Here is an 18,194-nt window from a genome sequence, read left to right on the forward strand (position 1 = left end):
TTTTTCTATTTCTCTACTATTTCAAATTTCTCTACAATCATTTTTGCTGGATAGCTTTCAAGTATTTGAGAAAACCATACTTTTATTTTATCCCCTGTTTTTAACTGTTTGAGGGTGTTGCAAAACTCATAAATATTCAAAAATAAATGCATAAAAAAATCCGTTTTCCTGGAAGAATGATAGTACCCTAAACTATCTCCAGAAAGGACGGATTTACTAGTATGATAACCAATTTTGATCACAATCAATCCATTTTACACATTTTATTTGCCTACGTAGACAGTTTAACCATTGGAGGCGTTCCGCCTATTACAGGCCGCCCACCTATCTGTAGAAAAGCTTTACTCAAATGTTTTTTTGTGAAAACGGTATTCCAAATCAATTCATTACGTAAGTTAACTCGCTTTTTGCATCAATATCCTTCATTTCGTGTATCTTGTGGTCTTTCCTTTGTTCCTCATATATCCACTTTCTCACGTGTAGGAACTTGGTTTCGCAATGAAGGTATTCCGTTGATTCATAAACAAACTCTTGAAGAAATGAATTTAGGATTAATTCCGTGTGTTTTAATTGATAGCACTGCCTTACGGAGTAGTTTATATGATTCCCAAGCAAAATGGGGGAAATCTACTCGTTATGGTTGGTATAAGGGATATAAAGCTCATGTCTGTTCTACACCAGAAGGTGTTGTATTGTCGTATGCATTTACAACAGCGAACGTACATGATAGCAAAATGGCTCCTGTATTGCTTCAAGATATACAAAATCAAAATGTGTTATTTTCCATTGCAGATGCTGCTTATGATAGTCAGCGCATTTATGAAATTGCAAAAACATGTGATATTTTTGCGGTGAATCCAATTAACCCACGTAATGGCGAACAAAGCAAAAGTACACATCGCCGTGTATTATCTCATTTTGCACAAACCATCTTTGGCAAACAGTTGATGAAAGAGCGTGGGAAAATTGAACAACAGTTTGGTCATCTCAAAGATAAAGGGCTGGAACAGCCACGTTGGTATGGTCAAAATCGCTATTTATTACATGTTCAGCTAGTTTTTCTGATTCATAACATTGCATATTTATTTTAGTTTTGCAACACCCTCTGTTTATATGTGCCTTTATCTTTAAAGCTCAAAACTATATGTGATGGATGCTCTTTATTTATTTGTTGTTCCATATAATGTTGCAATTCTACTTTTGTATTAAACGTTTTATCATTTACAAAAAACACCGTGTCATTTCTTACTATGACATACTCCTCTTCAGGTACTTTTTTTACCGCTACTTGCTCTACTTGTTTTATATCACACGCTGATAATATGATTAGAAATACACTAAAAAACATAAAGTTTTTCATACGCCTATTCATTTTTAACTCCTTACTCTAGGCTATTTCAAATTTAAAACCATCCTCTCCTCATACTTATCATCCCATTTAATCACAACCTCTATCGGTTCATCTTTAGATAGAGGCGCACAACTTACACAAGAAGACTTCATTTCAATCCTTGCTCCTTTATGAACTTCTGAAGTTTGCGTCATTGCACGAAAGGTTTCATTAATAGCAATCTCTAAATTTTTAAATTCTGTATTTCCATCTCCGCCCTTATATTGAAACGTAAACATTCCATCTTCACCGTCATCCTTAATATATCCTTTATATTGCCCCGTCCAACTTTTGCTCTCACTAGAAAAAGTAACATACGAAATCGAACAACTTCCTAAAAAGAAAATACTAATAAAAAAGAATAATGCTCTCTTCATAATGCCCCTCCATTCAAAAGCACTTATTTATTGTCTATTTCTTCCTCTTATTATATTATAAAAATACAGAATTTTCTAAAATGGGGGGTTTATATGTTACAACAACAGTTAGAAAAAATTCGTAATAATAATTACATACTGAATAAAACACTTAACATTGATTCTTTAAGTTCCAATATGCTTGAGCATATCGGTGTTACTGATAGCTATTTAAGAGACAAACTTATTTACGCTACTTTTTTTCATCTCATCAAAAAGAACTACATTTCACACACGCAATTACAGAAACTATTATTAGAAAGCATGAGTGAAAAATATTTATTGTATAAAATTCATTCGGATGACGAAGATGCTGTATTTACCCGTGCATTTACGACATTATTAATTGCGCTCATTATTGATGCTGATACAAATCATAATTTCTTATCACAGACTGATATTTTAAATGTGAAAGATCAATTAATTATATATATGAACAAAGAACATGATTTCCGTGGATATGTTCAAGACCGTGGCTGGGCACATAGTATCGCTCATGCTTCCGATACATTTGAGGCGCTTGTGAATAGTCCTAAACTGGAAACTTTATATTACGAAGAAATATTACAAACTTTATTAAACAAAGTTTGTGTTCATTCCCTCTATTACAAATACGAAGAAGATGAGCGTCTCGTTTATCCTATTGTCGCAATGCTGCAAAATGGTCTAAAGGAAGAAGTACTCATATTAGCCCTTCGTGATTTAGTAGCTCAATTACAAGTTCAAAAATCAACGTTACATATTGAATCATACGAATTTCTATACGGAAATATAAAATCTTTCTTACGTAGCTTATTTTTTAGATTACGTACAATGTCTATATGTAAAGAAACTGAATACGAAATTGAAAAGTTACTACAAGGACTTCGCCAATATTACTAAAAAAAGAAGGCCACTCAAAAAGTGCCTTCTTCTATTTCACTAATATTTAATTGAAATTTCACGATCCAAACTGAGAAAAGGTGGACAAGAATCGCAAACGCCATACATGCTCCGCTTAAAAAAGTTAGTATAGGATGCGAATACACGTGCCCTAATCCATAGGATATCGCCACGAAAAACATTGTTATGTAAATATAAATTGCTCCATGTATTTGCCTCATATGAACCTCCTTTTCCCATATTATAACACGAGTTTTCTGATTATTCACATTAATCTCTTGTGATCAATATTTCTCAACTGTTACACCTCTAACAGCAGCCTTAATATACGGTGCTCCTTGTAAACTTTGTAAATCCTCTGTTTTGCCTGTTACGACTACACCGTATATTGGTAGGTCTTTGGGTTTCGTGTTTTTTATTTCTTTATAATATTGTTCAAAATAATCACTTGGTATACCTTCACTATTTTTTGCTAAATACTTCATTTGGTATAGAAACTCTTTTGAGTTTATTGTTACATCATTTTTCACATCTTCTTTTACTTTTGCATAACTCCCTTCAAACCCAAAAACATTTTTAGCCATTTCTGCATTTAATATTGCGCCATTTTTAGGATCTTTTAGCCCTACATAAGAATCACTTTTCTTTTCATTATATGTATCTACCCAAAACCAAACTGGCTGTACACTTTTGGGAAGCATCTCAGTAATTTGTTCAACTGTATACGATTTATCAAAAGATAAGGCTACTTCTGCAACTTTATTTTGCAAATCCCCAATATTTCTCAGGTCATCCACATAATTTTTATAAGTAACGAAAGGTAAATAAAACCTCATTTCTCTTTGCATTGTTTGTACATTATAGTCTGGTATCGCAACAGCCTCTTCACCCCTTTTTTCCTCATCTAAACTAACAAGCTCACCATTGTAGTGCTTCATACTATAATCCCATATGCCAGATTCATATATATCATTTACCCATTTTACTGGTTGGCCAGCTATATTTTTATACGAGTTATATATTACCGTACTCCCTGTAACACCGAGACTTAAATACATACTTCCACTGAAACGAATATTAGGGCCTTGAACCCTATGTAGTGCATTCATTTCTCTTTCCATTTTTCTAAACGTTTGCTGAGAAAAATACGCTGCTCCCAAAAACAAACTTACTATAACAATAATGGACGCACAAATAGAAATAAGCCAATTTCTCCAAAGTTGCTTCCGCTTCGCTCTCTTCATCAAAACTTTCATCTGCTTATCATCCATATTCAAATCAAAGTCCTTCCGACTCATCGTTTCTCCTCCTATATAATTTTTTAAATTGATTTCTTGCACGGTACAAACTTGTTTTCACTGTTTCTTCTTTCATACTTAATAAAATGGCAATTTCCTTATAAGATAGTTCATATTCATATTTCAACAGTAAAATATGACGATAATCCTCCGTCATCGTCTCCAATATTTCTTGTACCTCACATTGTAGTTCACTTGTTAAAAGCACTTCATCTAACGACTTTTGACCAATAAGAACGACAGATTCAATCGCAATGGGATTTAGTCTTTTTTCTTTTCGATGTAAATCTCGGTGCTGATTGATCGCAACTCTAAAGAGCCACGGCGCTAAATGTTCCAACGGTATTTCCTCCATAAGCAATAAAGCTTTATATAACGTATCTTGCACAATATCTTCCGCTTCTTTTCTATCTGCCCCAATCTTAATTAAATATCTAAACACAGCTTTTGACTTCTCTATTAATAATGTTTCAAACGTATCATGGCTCATTCTGCTCTCCTTTCTATATACTCAACGTTTGAGAGCATAAAATGTATACAGCTTTTCTATAATTTTTTTCAAAATAAAAAGCACACCTATTTTGATGCGCTTCTCTCCAACATACTATTCTATTATTTCATCGCTTCCTTCACAACATCTTGAATCATAACGACTTCTGTTTTCATATCAACAGACGGTGCTTCTTCATCAATACATTCATACCAAAACGCTAAGTGCTTTTTATCAATTTCATGATGAGAATTTTCGACAAGAGCCCCGCCTTCTCCTTGCACAGAATACCAATATAAGTACTCTTCTCCATCTCTTATTTCCCGGAAAATTGTCTCAACGTACATCTTTTCGTCGTTTAGTGTCAAAAGCACTTCTTTCATATTGTCATTAAGAAGCTGCATCCATTCATCTACACGATGACTTTTACCTTGTTTCACTTTAAATCTCGTTAACTCCACATTCATTTTTATTCCCCCGTTTTCTTACGTACAAACAATCTATATTCTATTGGATTATTAAAACTTAATTTACTAGCTAATTTTTGCGAAGGAATATTGTCTACATAACAATCCCAGCACGGTGTTATACCATTTTGCATGCAATGTTCAATGAACCGTGTTGCAACAGCTTGGGCTAATCCTTTCCCTTGATATGCTTTATGCGTCGCAATATCAATTTCAGCAAATCCATTCCCATTAAATATCGAAACACATTCAGCTACAATTATCCCATCTTGTTCTATACAAAATCCAAAACCACCGTTCAAAAATAGCTCTTTTGATCCCCAATATTCTTTATAATACTCCTCTGTAAATTCATTGCTTCGTTCTATATCAATTTTATTAATACGCTTCACTTCATATGTATTTTTGTTTGAATCTCGTTTTCTCTCTTCAAAAATTTCTCGTTGAAATTTCATTCGCGGGATGTTCCGAAGTGCATTACTAAAACGCTCTTCAATCATCATTTCCCACTCGTCACTCGAAGTGAACAATGTAAATCTCTTCTCTGTTTTTTCAATAGCCATTTTTAAATACGCAAATAAATATTCGTTATAATTTTGATCATCAGTATCACCAAATAAATAATAGATACCGTTAGTTGTACGAATTAGTCCTGCTGTTAACTTCTCGTTTGCAAAAACTTCACCATCTATCATTTGATCACATACCGCATGAGCAAAGGTTGTTGTCCTTGTATGACCTTCTAAAGTCGGAAGGATTTTTCTATACTCGGCTACAAATAATTTTTTCATAATTGCTCCACTTTAATCGTATCAGCCTCTATATTTTCAAAACAAAGATTTACCGTTCTCTTGAATGCTCTCGTTCTATGAATCGTGCATGCTGGAATTAAGATAGAATCATTTGGCTTTAAAACTGCTGTTTCTCCATCTTCAAAATCGATAAGTAATTCTCCCTCTAGCACAATGAATAATTCATCCGAATTAGAATGATAGTGCCAATCATATTCACCAGTAAATACAGCGATTCGTAAGCAATGACTATTTACATTTGAAACGACAAAATTTTTATGTTGATCTTGAATGCCCTTCGTTAATTCTATTAAATTCACAGTTTCCATCTTTCGTCCCACCCTTTCATTAGTCGTTCTTCTGAAAAACTAATTTAGTCTCCACCACCTCCGCAATCTCCTCCACTATCACTTGAGCTGCTACAATCATTGCTACTGTAGTCACCGAATCCACTTGATGAGCTTGAAGCGTATGAAGATTTTTTTCTTCTTTTTCTATCTTTTTTACTTTCATGACTAGGCCACACTTTATCAAATAATATAAAGAATAAGAATCCTTCTACCATAACAAGTATAACGCCAAAAATACCTTCAATAACATTAGGGGTTATCCCCAAATTGTTAACCATCCCACATAAAAACACGCAAAAAATCACATATAAGAACATACAAATATACCGAAATGTTTTTTCTATCATAATAACTACTTTTTTTGAAAGAGGTATGTTCTGTTCCTGTTTTTTCTTTATATACTTTTGTCTTTTAGCTTGCTTTTTCTTCCTATTTTTACTCCCCATTGAATCCCCTCTATCGACTTTCATTTTTTCATTCAATTCCAAATTATCACAAAAAATAACTTCATAACAAGCTATATTTCACGTAAAGTTTTGTTTACTTTTTGTAAAGTTTCATTTACTTATTTCCTAAAAATGGATATGATAACTGTAACAAATTCACAAAAAGGAGACTTTGTATATTTGATTAAAAATAAGGTGAAACAATTCCGCGTCGTTAGAGACATCACTCAAGAACAATTAGCTTCCTCTGTTCAAATCACTAGACAATCCCTCATCGCTATCGAAAAAAACAAATACAACCCAAGTTTAGAATTAGCATTGAAATTATGTGAGTTTTTCAACTGTAAAGTAGAAGATTTATTTCAATTAGATAAAACTGGGGAGGAAAAAGAATGAAAAATACTTTTAATCAAAAGTTCATTTCGCATCTTACTATTTTATTGTTAGGATCATCTTTTCTTTATTTCAATAGTACTGACGAAGAAAAGATTAGTTCTGTCCTTCTATTCGCTGGCGTATTCATACTCTTAGACTTGATACTATTCGTAGTGAAACGAATATTCTTTAAGAAAAAAAAGAGCGATCCCGAAAAATATCCATTACCTGAGATGGATGAAAGAATCGAAAAGATGAGTTTAAAACTTATGGCACAAATTTTTGGCCTCTCTCATTTAATCGGTTCTGCGATACTATTTATTTTATATATCACTGACAAAAACTCGATGATACGAGTTGAGTATGCCTTGTATTATTTGTTTGGCATTCTTTTCTTTACAATGATGTTCGGATTGAAAATTATAAAGAAACTAGACAATTAATCTAAACAAAAAACCCCTCCTTACAAAAGGAGGGGCTTACATGTATCTCTATTATGATAAAGCAGGAGCTTTTTCAAGAAGCTCTTTCGCATCAGCGTATTGTAAGCCGTGAGCTTCGGCAACTGCTTCGAATGTTACATAGCCATCTAATGTATTAATACCTTTTAATAATGCAGTGTTACCTAAGCAAGCATCTTTATAGCCTTTGTTCGCAATTTGTACTGCGTATGGTACTGTTACGTTTGTTAATGCAAGAGTTGATGTACGTGGAACCGCACCTGGCATATTAGCAACTGCATAATGAACAACGCCGTGTTTTTCGTAAGTTGGGTTGTCATGAGTTGTAATTCGGTCAGTTGTTTCGAAAATACCACCTTGGTCAATCGCGATATCTACAACGACAGAACCTGGTTCCATTGATTGAATCATTTCTTCTGTTACAAGTTTTGGCGCTTTCGCACCTGGAATTAATACTGCACCAATAACAAGGTCAGATTCTTTTACAGCTTCTGCAATGTTGTATGGATTAGACATTAACGTTTTTACTTGGTTACCGAAAATGTCATCTAGTTGACGAAGACGTTCTGCGCTTAAGTCAATGATTGTTACATCTGCACCTAAACCTACTGCAATCTTCGCTGCGTTTGTACCAGCTTGACCACCACCGATAATTGTTACTTTGCCGCGTTTTACCCCTGGAACGCCTGCAAGTAAAATACCTTTACCACCTTTGTTTTTCTCAAGGAATTGTGCACCGATTTGTGCAGACATACGACCAGCTACTTCACTCATAGGTGCAAGTAATGGTAAAGAACGATTGTCTAATTGTACTGTTTCGTATGCAATTGATACAACTTTGTTATCAATTAATGCTTTCGTTAATTCTGGTTCTGGAGCTAAGTGTAAGTATGTGAATAAAATTAAACCTTCGCGGAAATAACCGTACTCACTTGCAACTGGCTCTTTTACCTTCATAACCATATCTTGATTCCATGCTTCTTCAGCAGTTTCAACAAGTTTCGCACCAGCTTGTACGTATTCTTCATCTGTAAAGCCTGATCCTATACCTGCTCCTTTTTGAACAAAAACTTCATGACCATTTTGCACTAAGTGTACTGCTCCCGCTGGCGTCATTGCCACGCGGTTTTCATTGTTTTTAATTTCTGTTGGAATACCGATACGCATTATTAGTTCCCCCTTGAGTTATGAAATGACCCCTGAATCATTTTTTAAAGCGCTTTCTACGCTCTTATATTTTAACATAATATCTCAATATTTGACAAAAAATAATACGAGTTTTCCGATAGATTTAATCTTACATTAAAGGACAGTATTATCCACACCTCTCAGCATACAGGATAAACTGTCCAATTATACGAAACTTCAATTTATTTCGCTCTATCGATGTCTATGAATAACATCTACTGCACCAGTTACTTCAATAATTGTACCGGTAATCATATCGGAATCTTCCTCACATAAAAACGAAATCGTTCTTGCGATATCTTCACCTGTTCCAGATCTACCAATTGGTGTGTTACGTTCTTTCAACTGACGTGCTTCTTGAATTGTCGCTTCTTTCATTTCACCAATAATATCACCAGGACATACCATGTTCGCAGTAATACCATATTCTGCTTCTTCATAAGCAACTGTTTTCGTTAATGAAACAAGTCCTACTTTCGCTGCTGCAAAAGCTGAACGATAAATCCATCCTGGTGCGCTATCTGCCCCTTGGAATCCGTAATTAATAATACGGCCAAAGTTCTGTTTTCTCATAATCGGAACGACAAGTTTTAACAAATGAAACACCGCTGTTAAATTACCCTGAATCATTTCATTCCATTCGTCTTCTTCATAATCGACTAACTTTTTTCGTTCAAACACATATGGACCAGCATTATTAATTAAAAAATCAATTTTGCCAAAACGGCTTATCGCTTCTTCTACTATTTTATGTAAATCTTCCTTTTTCGTGACATCCGCTTGCACGAATTGTAGACGCTCTTCCATATTTTTATATGTTTCTTTCATCGTTTCCATAGCAGTTATATCGCTATGGTATGTTACTGTTACTGAATACCCTTTAGCCAATAACTTTTTTGTTACTTGCTTTCCTAAACCTTTCGTACCGGCTGTAATGAGCGCGTGTCTCACAAACATGCCTCCTTTTAAATTGCTATACTTCATATGTAACAAGTTCTCGCCTCAATTACAACTAAAATGAATTAAAGCAAAGTTTTCAAAATTCTGTAACGTTTCCGGCAAGCACATTACCAAAATTTGCTTTATAATAAAGTTGTAAACGGTAATAAAAATGATTGGGAGGAATTTACTATGAATAATACATATACAAATATTTTAATCGCGGTGGATGGTTCTAAAGAAGCAGAAAGAGCTTTTAAAAAAGCAATTCAAGTCGCAAAACGCAACAATGCAACATTAACAATTGCTCATATCGTTGATGTAAAAGCATACTCAGCAGTAGAAGCTTATAGCCGCGCAATTGCTGAACGTGCAAATCTATTTGCAGAAGACTTATTAGAAGACTACAAAAAAACTGCGCTTGAAGCTGGCCTTGAAAAAATTGAAACTGTATTAGAATTTGGTAATCCTAAATCTAAAATTTCAAAAGAAATCGCTCCAAACCATAAAGTAGATTTAATTATGTGTGGTGCAACTGGTTTAAATGCTGTTGAGCGTTTCCTAATTGGTAGCGTCTCTGAACATATTATTCGCTATGCGAAATGCGATGTCCTTGTTGTTCGTGGTGATGAGGAGCAAGGTGAGCTTTAATTCATAAATAAAACATCAAGTCCACATGGGCTTGGTGTTTTTTCATTTCACATACTTCACTATAAACACAAAACAAACCACTACAACAATGACGATCGCCAACACATAAGGCGGTAGGAACTTCAAAGACCATAATGCCATCATGATCGTCGCAACCGTTAAGTACGTTTGCTTTGCATCTTCTGTCATTTTTTTACGAAGCAAGAACACATACAAATAACCGATTGGCGGCGTGATAAAGCAAAGAACATATATAATATTAGATTTCAAATACCATTTTTGTTCTCCGAGCTTCTGTATATCTTCTTCTATTCTCTTATGCTCTCGTTCTCTCGCTTCTTCTACAAGCGGATCTTCCTCTTCTCCTCGCTTTTCTTTCATATAAGGAAGAAAGTGCATGAAAAAATAGTATGCAAATACGAATGCTCCAAATCCAATATTTAATCTTTCTAACGGAACATTCTCACTTAAAAAGGCAGCAGCGATTACTAAAGAAAAACAATACGTCGGCATCCAAAATGAACGTTTTCTCTTTTTCCGTTCCATTTCTTTTTTATTTTGTACATGTTTTCTTTTCGAAAGCCATATCGAAATACAGCAATCTACTACAAATAGAATAAAGATAAATATCCCAACGTGTACTGTTTCTACATCCTCAAATGAAAAGATATTTGGGAATGCAACATGTAATACAATTAGCGTGTACAAAATTATCCCTATAAAATAAATACGTCTCATTTTCCATTCCTTTCTTATTTCCTAACTTTAGGTTAACATACATTTTTTAGAAATAGACGGACAAAATATATATGTTAAAAAAGGAGGATGCTATATGAATGATTCTGAACGTATTATTTTAGATGTGAACGGGAAAGAGCTCGAAATGTTAGATACAATCCGTACACATTTTAAAGAAAAACATGGTGTGGAACTAAGTAATGGTGCATTACTTAGAGATTTGATGGATATTGAGTATATTCGAATTACGGAAGATCGACATAAGTATGATTAACTTTAAGTTATAAAAATCACAAAAAAGGTACGCTTCTCTCTACTAAGATTCGCGTACCTTCTGCCTTATAAATCAATCAACTTCCAACAAACTCTCCAACCAATCCCTTCGCCTTCTCCAAAGCTTTTTCAATTTGCTCAAACCCTGTCCCGCCAGCACTGTTACGACGCTTTACAGCTGCATATGGTGAAAGAACTTCATACAAATCTTCTTCAAATAATGAGCTCATTTCTTTATATGTTGCAAGTGGTACATCTACTAAGTAAATTCCTTTTTGTGTGCAATGTAGCACTAGCTTCCCTACAATTTCATGAGCTTGACGGAATGGTAGTCCTTTACTTGCTAAATAGTCGGCAATTTCTGTTGCGTTTGAGAAATCTTGCATTACAGCTTGCCCCATCTTTTCTTTGTTGACAGTCATCGTTTCTAGCATGCCTGCCATAATATGAAGGCATCCTTCTACTGTTTTTACTGTATCAAACATTCCTTCTTTATCTTCTTGTAAGTCTTTATTGTAAGCGAGCGGTAATCCTTTCATGACTGTAAGTAAACTAAATAAATTACCGTACACTCTGCCTGTTTTACCACGAATTAATTCCGCCATATCCGGATTTTTCTTTTGTGGCATAATGCTGCTTCCCGTTGCGTATTGATCGCTCATTTCAATAAATTGAAACTCTTGGCTACTCCATAAAATAAGTTCTTCGCAAAAGCGTGATAAGTGCATCATGAGCATAGATGAGTTACTTAGGAACTCCAGTATGAAATCACGATCGCTTACTGCATCTAAACTATTTTCATAGATTCCATTAAATCCAAGAAGCTCCGCACTATATTCTCGGTCAATCGGGAATGTTGTCCCAGCTAATGCTCCTGCTCCTAATGGTGAAATGTTAATGCGCTTTAATGAATCTTCATAACGATTCACATCACGCTCTAACATCCAAAAGTAAGCGAGAATATGATGAGCAAATGAAATTGGCTGCGCACGCTGCAAATGCGTATAACCAGACATAATGGTTTCAATATTATTTTCTGCTTGATGAACAAGAACAGTTTGCAATTGTTTTGTAGCTTTTATAATATGTTCTACTTTTTCTTTCAAATATAAATGCATATCAGTCGCTACTTGATCATTACGGCTTCGTCCTGTATGAAGTTTCCCTCCTACTTCACCGATTTGTTCAATTAACATTTTTTCAATGTTTAAATGAATATCTTCCGCTTCGACCGAAAAATGCAATTTATTTTGCTTCGCTTCTTCTAATAAATATTGAAGACCTACCTCGATTTTCTCGGCTTCTTCTTTCGTAACGATGCCTTGCTTTGCTAGCATCGTTACGTGTGCAATACTTCCCTTTATATCTTGATTTACTAATTGTTGATCGAAGGAGATGGATGCTCCAAACTCTTCAACCCACGCTTCCGCTTCTTCTGTAAAACGTCCGCCCCAAAGTTTGCTCACGCTTCCACCTTCTTTTGATTCACTTGGCTGTATACTTTCGTCGGTAAACCGAATAATGAAATGAATCCAACTGCTGCATCATGATTAAATTCGTCCTGAGCAGTATATGTTGCTAATTTTTCGTCATATAAAGAGTACTCAGATTTACGTCCTTCTACAATCGCATGGCCTTTAAATAATTTCACACGAACTGTACCTGTTACATTCTTTTGCGTTTCTTGTAAGAAAGCATGAAGCGCTTGTTTTAAAGGAGAGAACCATAAACCGTTATAAATAAGTTCTGTTATTTTCTGCTCAATCACCGGTTTAAAATGTGCTACTTCTTTTACGTGCGTTAAATCTTCCAGCTCTTTATGTGCTGTGATTAACGTCATTGCCGCTGGACATTCGTATACTTCACGCGATTTAATACCAACAAGACGATTTTCTACGTGATCGATACGTCCAACGCCATGTTTTCCAGCAAGGGCATTTAACGTTTTAATTAATTCTGAAAGTGAATATGCAGTGCCATTTAAAGTAGTCGGTACGCCTGCTTCAAAGCCGATTTCTACAAACTCTGGTTTATTCGGTGTATCTTCTAATGCCAATGTCATCTCATATGCATCTTCTGGCGGCGCTGCCCATGGATCTTCTAAAATTCCACATTCGTTGCTTCGTCCCCATAAATTTTGATCGATTGAAAATGGGCTATCTAAATTAATAGGAATTGGAACATCGTTTTCTTTTGCATATGCAATTTCTTCTTCACGTGACCATTTCCATTCACGTACAGGCGCAATCACTTCTAAGTAAGGATTTAACGCTTGAATAGAAACTTCAAAACGAACTTGATCATTCCCTTTCCCTGTACATCCGTGTGCAACTGCAGTCGCCCCTTCTTGTTCTGCAATTTCTACTAATTTCTTAGCGATAAGTGGACGAGATAATGCAGAAACGAGAGGGTATTTCCCTTCGTATAACGTGTGTGCTTGCATAGCCATCAATGCATATTCATTTGCAAATTCCTCTTGAACATCAATCATATATGATTTAATTGCACCTACTGAAAGTGCCTTTTCTTTTACGAATGCTAAGTCTTTACCTTCCCCTAAGTCTAAACAAAGCGCGATAATATCATAATTTTTCTCTTGTAACCATTTAATTGCAACGGAAGTATCAAGACCTCCGGAATATGCTAATACCACTTTTTTCTTCTCCATTTTGCATCCCCCTAAAGAATAAATATTCATTTTCTTTTATAATAATACACACTTTAACACCTTTTACAAAATGTATCAAGAGTCATTTTCAAATTTTTTCAAACAATTTCGTCGAGCTTCTTTCTGTTTTCATGTACAATATAAGCAGGAAAACGGGGGTGAACCTATGGAAAAGTATTTCTTATACGACGATCATCTAGGAATTGAAATTCCGTATTTACAAGAAGATTGGGAAAATATCCCCGAAAAAATACAGCATGCTATTTTATTAAAATGGGAACAAGTTCGCGGAAAGATTCCTGATCGTATAAAAGAACTCGAGCACTCTATTAATGCAAAACAGCATCATTTAAATAACGAAGAAAACTTCGAAATTTCTTGCAAACTTAATTCAGAAATTGCCGATCTCGCTTCCATCATTAATGACCTTTGGCTTTGGTATCGACTCACTCAAAATGTATCTGAGGGGAAAGCACACCAATGAAAAAAGCATGCCCCTCAATTACTTTGGGTCATGCTTTTTTGTCGTAACACGATTTACAATATATTTCTTGTGCTGTTTTCGCCAAACACACATCAAACGGTCCAACTAATATGCTTCTTTCTTTCGGCAACTTTACAAACGCAACTAGCTCTTCTTCATATTGAATCTTTTTCTGACATGAAACACATATTAATTCTTTTCTTTTGAACATGTCTTTTAGCATATCTTCACTCTCCCTCTCATCTATCTATATTAATATACTCTCATAATAGTTAATAATTGTAAAAAAATGACACATTCCAAAGTGAACGATTCATATACTATGTACAAAAGGAGGTCTAAAATTTATGCGCGCTTTCGTTATTATTGCTTTAACTTTTTTAAGTGTGATTAGCTGGGATGCTTTTTTTAAAGAGAAAGGTGACCAGAAAGATACAACTGAATAAACACCATCTCTTTCTTACTTATTGGACAAACCGTTAAAAACTGTCCAATTCTGCAAAATAACTTAGGCTTTTCTACAAAAATATTTAAACATAACAATTTTTGTAGATTCCCTCCGTTTATTGTCGGTTTCCATCCGCATACATTTTTTGAAAGTATGATATAATAATATAAATCTTGAAGGAAGGGATTTTGATATCATGATCGCTCGAAGGAGCATGTGGCATCGTATTGACGAATCATACACGTAGCGTATTTTTCAGCTTAGATACTTTAGTCTAGCGAAAAAAATACGAGAGTGGGGAAATTATGATTGCCCGAAGGATAATTTGGCAAAAAAAAGACTCTTCTTACACATAGCGTTTTGTTTAGGACTTAATTGTTACTAGCTAAACAAAACAAAGAAGAGCAGGATTGCTAAATGAAGAATCCTACTCCACGTTTTGTTTAGTCGTTTTAAGACTTAAACTAAAACGAAGGTAGGGAGAATTGATGGACGAGAGGATTATTCGTTATTTCTTCAGCGACATATAGCGTAGTTAGTTTTTTTAGTAAACTAACTGAAGCTACATGTGAGCTCGTAGTTAGTTTACAACACAAAAAGGACTACTAACTACGGAAAGAAGGAATAACGATGAGGAACATCCAAAGTCGACAAATTATTAAAGAAGTTTTTATGGTTTTAATCGGTTCATTTATTTTAGCAGCAGCGCTATATCACATTCACTTCCAAAACCACTTAACAGAAGGTGGCTTTGTAGGTATTGCACTATTCATCCAAAATTTTTATGATATTTCACCATCTATTTCAACTGTAATTATGGATATCCCAATTATTTTACTGTGTGCTTCATTTTTAGGTAGAAAAATGGTTGGTTATTCATTCCTAGGTTCGATTTCATTCGGAGTATTTTATTCTCTTATGGAAAATTATTCTCCATTTACGGTAGATTTATCAAATAATTTATTTGTAGCTGCAATAGTTGGCGGTGCGTTAGCTGGTATTGGACTCGGTTTTATATTGCGATTTGGCGGTGCAACCGGTGGAGACGATATTTTAACAATTGTATTAAGTAAACGAACTCGCTTTACAATTGGGCAAATTTTCTTCGTCTTTGACGCGATTGTTCTTGCGCTTTCATTATATTATTTAAATTGGACAGAAATTGCTTTCACTATTCTTTCGATTGCCGTACAAGCAAAAACATTGGATTTAATTTATTATCCAAAAGCAGAAAAAAAAGCGGAAAAGCAACCAGTATCTGTTCCAATGCCAAAAAAACATGCAACAAATTAAAAAAGCGAAAGGCTTCGGCCTCTCGCTTTTTTTACGCTCTCTTTTCTTTTTCAACTATGTGGCGCACTTGATAAAATCTATTTGCAAATTCAGTAACGTTTCTTGTTAAACGATAGTTCACTGTAGACCCGATTGCCATTCCAATTACCGGAATACCTTGGAATAATTTACGACGAAGAGCATAAATCGAAAATGTTTTCAAAATTTGTTTTAACACAACTTCAGTAGAAGCTGGTTGTAACACCGCTTCGTCTCCTTCGTAGAAGAACGAATCTTCTTGCTCTAGCTCTTGCAATAAATTGTACCATGCGTATTGCTGAAGTCTTCCTGGTAGTAATGACGCATGAAATACCTTTAATGCAAGCATCATTTCATAAGGCTTGTTCACATCATGCCCAAATGATGTTGCAATAAGTTGGACAGCCTTCACATTTAACGCAATCATAACCGGAAAATCAGCCGTTAATAATAATAAACCTCCGGCACCCGTTGCTCCGCCTTGTACGAATGAATATAGGCGATGACGTGCTGTTTGCTGCTCTGCTATGTATGTTAACTGATTAATAGATAATGCTTTCAAATCTTCTAGTTGCTCAATCGATTCATCAAACAATCTCGACGTTCCTAAAATACGATTACGCGCATCTAGCTGTGATTGTGAACTTTGAATCAATGCATGCAAATGAAAGAGCCATCCATCTGCTTTCGTAAAGAAATCTTTTCGTTTTTTCTCAGGCAATTTCGCAATTGTCGTATGTACCCATTTATCAAAGATTTTTTGAAAATCGGTCGCTTCTTGCTCCACTAATTGCGATTCCCATTCTTTTATATTGTCTAAAATGGCTTGTTCTCGCTTCGATCGCATCGTAACAACCACCTCGTTCGATTTTTTTCTATTGTAACATATTTCTGCTTCTTCTTTGCAAATATGCTTGTCTATCTTCATTCACATACCATTTTTTTATGGCATAAAATATTAACAAAAAGGATGAGATGAATCACATGAATCTATCCAATATAAAAAAAGAATATAATGCTGTATTCAGCTTAGGACAAAACTGTTGGCCTGCTTGGGCCTTATATCAATTCGGATTATCACCATTTTTTGGCGTTATTGATTTTATGCTAAGCCCTTCATTAGGAAAAGTGAACTTATTATTACAAAATCGATTTGACCGTTTTTTACATTTCGAAAACTTATCCTTTATCTCATTTTGGGATGATGATGCGAAATTAAGACTAAGGGACAACCTATATGAAATCGACTCCTGTCACGACTTTAAAACAGATGTAAACACACCAACTTCTTGGCCTTCTTATTCAGAAATCAAGCTAAATTATGAGCATCGAATTACTCGTTTTCTAACTACAATTGAAATGGAAAAATCCATATTGTTTATTCGAACTGGAGGAACATACGAAGAAGCACGATCTCTGGAACAAATTTTATCTCAAATAGTTAAACATACATTCTCTGTCCTATTACTACTTCCTGCAGATGTACCAACTGTTGCCCAAGAAGATTGGGGATTACAAAATATTTGCGTTATAAAATGCCCTATTATGGATGTATACCAGTACAATGAAGCATTTTGGCATGACTTATTTGATGGGATTACGATTAGACCGCAGGCTTAAATACACGATACTTTGTATTACACACTGCCTTATAATCATCCTTATACAAAAGAAATAAGGAGTGATTATATATGTATCCACGTGCAAAGGCTTTTGGTCTTGCTACACATCAAGGTCGCCTTCTCGTACAAGAATATCATACAGGCGATGAAACGTATTACCGACCTCTTGGCGGCTCAATTGAACTTGGTGAAAAATCAGCACATACCGTTATTCGTGAATTTAAAGAAGAGCTTCATACAGAAGTGGAAATCACCAATTATTTAGGCTGCTTAGAAAACATCTTTCAGCTAGATGAGGGAATTGGTCATGAAATCATTCAGCTATATTCTTTACGCTTATTAGACACATCACTATATGAAATGGAAAAAATGAATATACAAGATGAGCAAACAGTATCGTATGCGAAATGGATTCCCGTTACAGTATTCATTCAGAAGAAGAAAGTACTATATCCAGATGGAATTTTAAATTATATACAAAAGAAAAAAGACGAAATCCTATAGGA

At 34.8% G+C, this 18,194-nt stretch carries 25 protein-coding genes and 2 pseudogenes; 10 read left to right on the forward strand and 17 right to left on the reverse strand.

Going from position 1 to position 18,194, the window contains the following annotated elements:
• Positions 1-5: 5 nt before the first annotated feature.
• Positions 6-116, reverse strand: a pseudogene (locus QCI41_RS13570) (DUF3221 domain-containing protein); the annotation flags it as partial.
• Positions 117-221: 105 nt separating this feature from the next.
• Here QCI41_RS13570 and QCI41_RS13575 point away from each other — a divergent pair.
• Positions 222-1,091 carry a transposase gene (locus tag QCI41_RS13575; protein ID WP_353836336.1) on the forward strand — a complete coding sequence of 290 codons (870 nt, stop codon included), beginning with the start codon at positions 222-224 and terminating at the stop codon, positions 1,089-1,091.
• Positions 1,092-1,105: 14 nt separating this feature from the next.
• On the opposite strand, the pseudogene QCI41_RS13580 reads toward QCI41_RS13575, so the two are convergent.
• Positions 1,106-1,372: pseudogene (locus tag QCI41_RS13580) on the reverse strand (DUF3221 domain-containing protein); the annotation flags it as partial.
• Between the two features lie 20 nt (positions 1,373-1,392).
• Positions 1,393-1,767, reverse strand: a complete 375-nt coding sequence (locus QCI41_RS13585; RefSeq protein ID WP_353837306.1) for a hypothetical protein — start codon at positions 1,765-1,767, stop codon at positions 1,393-1,395.
• 93 nt (positions 1,768-1,860) lie between these two features.
• Between QCI41_RS13585 and QCI41_RS13590 the strand changes: the two genes are divergently transcribed.
• Positions 1,861-2,688 (forward strand): DUF2785 domain-containing protein, encoded by an 828-nt coding sequence (locus QCI41_RS13590; protein WP_353837305.1) that lies wholly within the window; start codon positions 1,861-1,863, stop codon positions 2,686-2,688.
• A 14-nt stretch (positions 2,689-2,702) separates the two neighbouring features.
• Here QCI41_RS13590 and QCI41_RS13595 read toward each other — a convergent pair whose 3' ends face one another.
• From QCI41_RS13595 to QCI41_RS13625, 7 genes are all read right to left on the reverse strand, one after another.
• Positions 2,703-2,909 carry a hypothetical protein gene (locus QCI41_RS13595; protein WP_001248904.1) on the reverse strand — a complete coding sequence of 69 codons (207 nt, stop codon included), beginning with the start codon at positions 2,907-2,909 and terminating at the stop codon, positions 2,703-2,705.
• Positions 2,910-2,972: 63 nt separating this feature from the next.
• Entirely contained in the window at positions 2,973-3,986 is a 1,014-nt protein-coding gene (locus QCI41_RS13600; protein ID WP_046958738.1) for an anti sigma factor C-terminal domain-containing protein, read from the reverse strand.
• Complete coding sequence (locus QCI41_RS13605) at positions 3,967-4,476, reverse strand: RNA polymerase sigma factor (RefSeq protein WP_046958737.1); 510 nt, start codon at positions 4,474-4,476, stop codon at positions 3,967-3,969. Before QCI41_RS13605 ends, QCI41_RS13600 begins: the two co-directional genes overlap by 20 nt.
• A gap of 122 nt (positions 4,477-4,598) precedes the next feature.
• Entirely contained in the window at positions 4,599-4,943 is a 345-nt protein-coding gene (locus QCI41_RS13610) for a DUF6176 family protein (RefSeq protein WP_097916521.1), read from the reverse strand.
• A 2-nt stretch (positions 4,944-4,945) separates the two neighbouring features.
• Entirely contained in the window at positions 4,946-5,734 is a 789-nt protein-coding gene (locus QCI41_RS13615) for a GNAT family N-acetyltransferase (RefSeq protein ID WP_353837304.1), read from the reverse strand.
• On the reverse strand, positions 5,731-6,063 hold the full coding sequence (locus QCI41_RS13620; protein ID WP_353837303.1) for a cupin domain-containing protein: 333 nt from the start codon (positions 6,061-6,063) through the stop codon (positions 5,731-5,733). The genes QCI41_RS13615 and QCI41_RS13620 overlap by 4 nt, the downstream gene beginning before the upstream one ends.
• A 44-nt stretch (positions 6,064-6,107) precedes the next feature.
• Complete coding sequence (locus QCI41_RS13625; protein ID WP_000534973.1) at positions 6,108-6,530, reverse strand: hypothetical protein; 423 nt, start codon at positions 6,528-6,530, stop codon at positions 6,108-6,110.
• A gap of 132 nt (positions 6,531-6,662) precedes the next feature.
• Between QCI41_RS13625 and QCI41_RS13630 the strand changes: the two genes are divergently transcribed.
• Both QCI41_RS13630 and QCI41_RS13635 read left to right on the forward strand, forming a co-directional pair.
• Positions 6,663-6,926, forward strand: coding sequence for a helix-turn-helix transcriptional regulator (locus tag QCI41_RS13630; protein ID WP_353837302.1), 264 nt, complete (start codon positions 6,663-6,665; stop codon positions 6,924-6,926).
• Entirely contained in the window at positions 6,923-7,348 is a 426-nt protein-coding gene (locus QCI41_RS13635) for a hypothetical protein (RefSeq protein ID WP_353837301.1), read from the forward strand. Before QCI41_RS13630 ends, QCI41_RS13635 begins: the two co-directional genes overlap by 4 nt.
• A 51-nt stretch (positions 7,349-7,399) precedes the next feature.
• Here the strand turns inward: QCI41_RS13635 and ald are convergent, their stop codons facing one another.
• Positions 7,400-8,533, reverse strand: coding sequence for an alanine dehydrogenase (gene ald, locus QCI41_RS13640; RefSeq protein WP_001219390.1), 1,134 nt, complete (start codon positions 8,531-8,533; stop codon positions 7,400-7,402).
• Between the two features lie 213 nt (positions 8,534-8,746).
• The gene (locus QCI41_RS13645; protein WP_353838834.1) at positions 8,747-9,538 is read right to left on the reverse strand and encodes an SDR family oxidoreductase; all 792 of its coding nucleotides are present in this window, start codon (positions 9,536-9,538) and stop codon (positions 8,747-8,749) included.
• A 147-nt stretch (positions 9,539-9,685) separates the two neighbouring features.
• On the opposite strand from QCI41_RS13645, the gene QCI41_RS13650 reads away from it, so the two are divergent.
• Positions 9,686-10,144: a universal stress protein gene (locus tag QCI41_RS13650; protein WP_001066681.1), complete on the forward strand. Its 459-nt coding sequence runs from the start codon at positions 9,686-9,688 to the stop codon at positions 10,142-10,144.
• A 42-nt stretch (positions 10,145-10,186) separates the two neighbouring features.
• Here QCI41_RS13650 and QCI41_RS13655 read toward each other — a convergent pair whose 3' ends face one another.
• Entirely contained in the window at positions 10,187-10,882 is a 696-nt protein-coding gene (locus QCI41_RS13655; protein ID WP_353837300.1) for a hypothetical protein, read from the reverse strand.
• A gap of 94 nt (positions 10,883-10,976) precedes the next feature.
• Between QCI41_RS13655 and QCI41_RS13660 the strand changes: the two genes are divergently transcribed.
• Positions 10,977-11,156 (forward strand): hypothetical protein, encoded by a 180-nt coding sequence (locus tag QCI41_RS13660; protein WP_046956214.1) that lies wholly within the window; start codon positions 10,977-10,979, stop codon positions 11,154-11,156.
• Positions 11,157-11,232: 76 nt separating this feature from the next.
• On the opposite strand, the gene argH is transcribed toward QCI41_RS13660, so the two are convergent.
• Together argH and QCI41_RS13670 are read right to left on the reverse strand one after the other, a co-directional pair.
• Entirely contained in the window at positions 11,233-12,621 is a 1,389-nt protein-coding gene (argH, locus tag QCI41_RS13665; RefSeq protein ID WP_353837299.1) for an argininosuccinate lyase, read from the reverse strand.
• A complete protein-coding gene (locus QCI41_RS13670; RefSeq protein ID WP_000412317.1) occupies positions 12,618-13,823 on the reverse strand; it encodes an argininosuccinate synthase in 1,206 nt (401 codons plus the stop codon). Before QCI41_RS13670 ends, argH begins: the two co-directional genes overlap by 4 nt.
• A gap of 166 nt (positions 13,824-13,989) precedes the next feature.
• Here QCI41_RS13670 and QCI41_RS13675 point away from each other — a divergent pair, with 166 nt between their 5' ends.
• Entirely contained in the window at positions 13,990-14,307 is a 318-nt protein-coding gene (locus tag QCI41_RS13675) for a hypothetical protein (RefSeq protein ID WP_000417209.1), read from the forward strand.
• 28 nt (positions 14,308-14,335) lie between these two features.
• Here the strand turns inward: QCI41_RS13675 and QCI41_RS13680 are convergent, their stop codons facing one another.
• The gene (locus tag QCI41_RS13680) at positions 14,336-14,530 is read right to left on the reverse strand and encodes a hypothetical protein (RefSeq protein WP_000910278.1); all 195 of its coding nucleotides are present in this window, start codon (positions 14,528-14,530) and stop codon (positions 14,336-14,338) included.
• A gap of 855 nt (positions 14,531-15,385) precedes the next feature.
• Between QCI41_RS13680 and QCI41_RS13685 the strand changes: the two genes are divergently transcribed.
• Positions 15,386-16,048 carry a YitT family protein gene (locus tag QCI41_RS13685; RefSeq protein ID WP_001244522.1) on the forward strand — a complete coding sequence of 221 codons (663 nt, stop codon included), beginning with the start codon at positions 15,386-15,388 and terminating at the stop codon, positions 16,046-16,048.
• A gap of 31 nt (positions 16,049-16,079) precedes the next feature.
• Here the strand turns inward: QCI41_RS13685 and QCI41_RS13690 are convergent, their stop codons facing one another.
• Positions 16,080-16,913, reverse strand: a complete 834-nt coding sequence (locus QCI41_RS13690; protein ID WP_353837298.1) for an EcsC family protein — start codon at positions 16,911-16,913, stop codon at positions 16,080-16,082.
• 137 nt (positions 16,914-17,050) lie between these two features.
• Between QCI41_RS13690 and QCI41_RS13695 the strand changes: the two genes are divergently transcribed.
• Together QCI41_RS13695 and QCI41_RS13700 are read left to right on the forward strand one after the other, a co-directional pair.
• Entirely contained in the window at positions 17,051-17,686 is a 636-nt protein-coding gene (locus QCI41_RS13695; RefSeq protein ID WP_060486559.1) for a DUF1796 family putative cysteine peptidase, read from the forward strand.
• 71 nt (positions 17,687-17,757) lie between these two features.
• Complete coding sequence (locus QCI41_RS13700) at positions 17,758-18,192, forward strand: NUDIX hydrolase (protein WP_000283494.1); 435 nt, start codon at positions 17,758-17,760, stop codon at positions 18,190-18,192.
• Positions 18,193-18,194: the final 2 nt, after the last annotated feature.

Origin of the sequence: Bacillus cereus group sp. MG4, assembly GCF_040460055.1 — a bacterium.
Lineage (GTDB): Bacteria > Bacillota > Bacilli > Bacillales > Bacillaceae_G > Bacillus_A > Bacillus_A wiedmannii.

What these genes read in the sequence shown, in the direction of transcription:
- QCI41_RS13575 (WP_353836336.1), top strand. Translation starts at nt 222, where the DNA reads ATGATAACCAATTTTGATCACAATCAATCCATTTTACACATTTTATTT.
- QCI41_RS13585 (WP_353837306.1), bottom strand. Translation starts at nt 1,767, where the DNA reads ATGAAGAGAGCATTATTCTTTTTTATTAGTATTTTCTTTTTAGGAAGT.
- QCI41_RS13590 (WP_353837305.1), top strand. Translation starts at nt 1,861, where the DNA reads ATGTTACAACAACAGTTAGAAAAAATTCGTAATAATAATTACATACTG.
- QCI41_RS13595 (WP_001248904.1), bottom strand. Translation starts at nt 2,909, where the DNA reads ATGAGGCAAATACATGGAGCAATTTATATTTACATAACAATGTTTTTC.
- QCI41_RS13600 (WP_046958738.1), bottom strand. Translation starts at nt 3,986, where the DNA reads ATGAGTCGGAAGGACTTTGATTTGAATATGGATGATAAGCAGATGAAA.
- QCI41_RS13605 (WP_046958737.1), bottom strand. Translation starts at nt 4,476, where the DNA reads ATGAGCCATGATACGTTTGAAACATTATTAATAGAGAAGTCAAAAGCT.
- QCI41_RS13610 (WP_097916521.1), bottom strand. Translation starts at nt 4,943, where the DNA reads ATGAATGTGGAGTTAACGAGATTTAAAGTGAAACAAGGTAAAAGTCAT.
- QCI41_RS13615 (WP_353837304.1), bottom strand. Translation starts at nt 5,734, where the DNA reads ATGAAAAAATTATTTGTAGCCGAGTATAGAAAAATCCTTCCGACTTTA.
- QCI41_RS13620 (WP_353837303.1), bottom strand. Translation starts at nt 6,063, where the DNA reads ATGGAAACTGTGAATTTAATAGAATTAACGAAGGGCATTCAAGATCAA.
- QCI41_RS13625 (WP_000534973.1), bottom strand. Translation starts at nt 6,530, where the DNA reads ATGGGGAGTAAAAATAGGAAGAAAAAGCAAGCTAAAAGACAAAAGTAT.
- QCI41_RS13630 (WP_353837302.1), top strand. Translation starts at nt 6,663, where the DNA reads ATGGATATGATAACTGTAACAAATTCACAAAAAGGAGACTTTGTATAT.
- QCI41_RS13635 (WP_353837301.1), top strand. Translation starts at nt 6,923, where the DNA reads ATGAAAAATACTTTTAATCAAAAGTTCATTTCGCATCTTACTATTTTA.
- ald (WP_001219390.1), bottom strand. Translation starts at nt 8,533, where the DNA reads ATGCGTATCGGTATTCCAACAGAAATTAAAAACAATGAAAACCGCGTG.
- QCI41_RS13645 (WP_353838834.1), bottom strand. Translation starts at nt 9,538, where the DNA reads ATGAAGTATAGCAATTTAAAAGGAGGCATGTTTGTGAGACACGCGCTC.
- QCI41_RS13650 (WP_001066681.1), top strand. Translation starts at nt 9,686, where the DNA reads ATGAATAATACATATACAAATATTTTAATCGCGGTGGATGGTTCTAAA.
- QCI41_RS13655 (WP_353837300.1), bottom strand. Translation starts at nt 10,882, where the DNA reads ATGAGACGTATTTATTTTATAGGGATAATTTTGTACACGCTAATTGTA.
- QCI41_RS13660 (WP_046956214.1), top strand. Translation starts at nt 10,977, where the DNA reads ATGAATGATTCTGAACGTATTATTTTAGATGTGAACGGGAAAGAGCTC.
- QCI41_RS13670 (WP_000412317.1), bottom strand. Translation starts at nt 13,823, where the DNA reads ATGGAGAAGAAAAAAGTGGTATTAGCATATTCCGGAGGTCTTGATACT.
- QCI41_RS13675 (WP_000417209.1), top strand. Translation starts at nt 13,990, where the DNA reads ATGGAAAAGTATTTCTTATACGACGATCATCTAGGAATTGAAATTCCG.
- QCI41_RS13680 (WP_000910278.1), bottom strand. Translation starts at nt 14,530, where the DNA reads ATGCTAAAAGACATGTTCAAAAGAAAAGAATTAATATGTGTTTCATGT.
- QCI41_RS13685 (WP_001244522.1), top strand. Translation starts at nt 15,386, where the DNA reads ATGAGGAACATCCAAAGTCGACAAATTATTAAAGAAGTTTTTATGGTT.
- QCI41_RS13690 (WP_353837298.1), bottom strand. Translation starts at nt 16,913, where the DNA reads ATGCGATCGAAGCGAGAACAAGCCATTTTAGACAATATAAAAGAATGG.
- QCI41_RS13695 (WP_060486559.1), top strand. Translation starts at nt 17,051, where the DNA reads ATGAATCTATCCAATATAAAAAAAGAATATAATGCTGTATTCAGCTTA.
- QCI41_RS13700 (WP_000283494.1), top strand. Translation starts at nt 17,758, where the DNA reads ATGTATCCACGTGCAAAGGCTTTTGGTCTTGCTACACATCAAGGTCGC.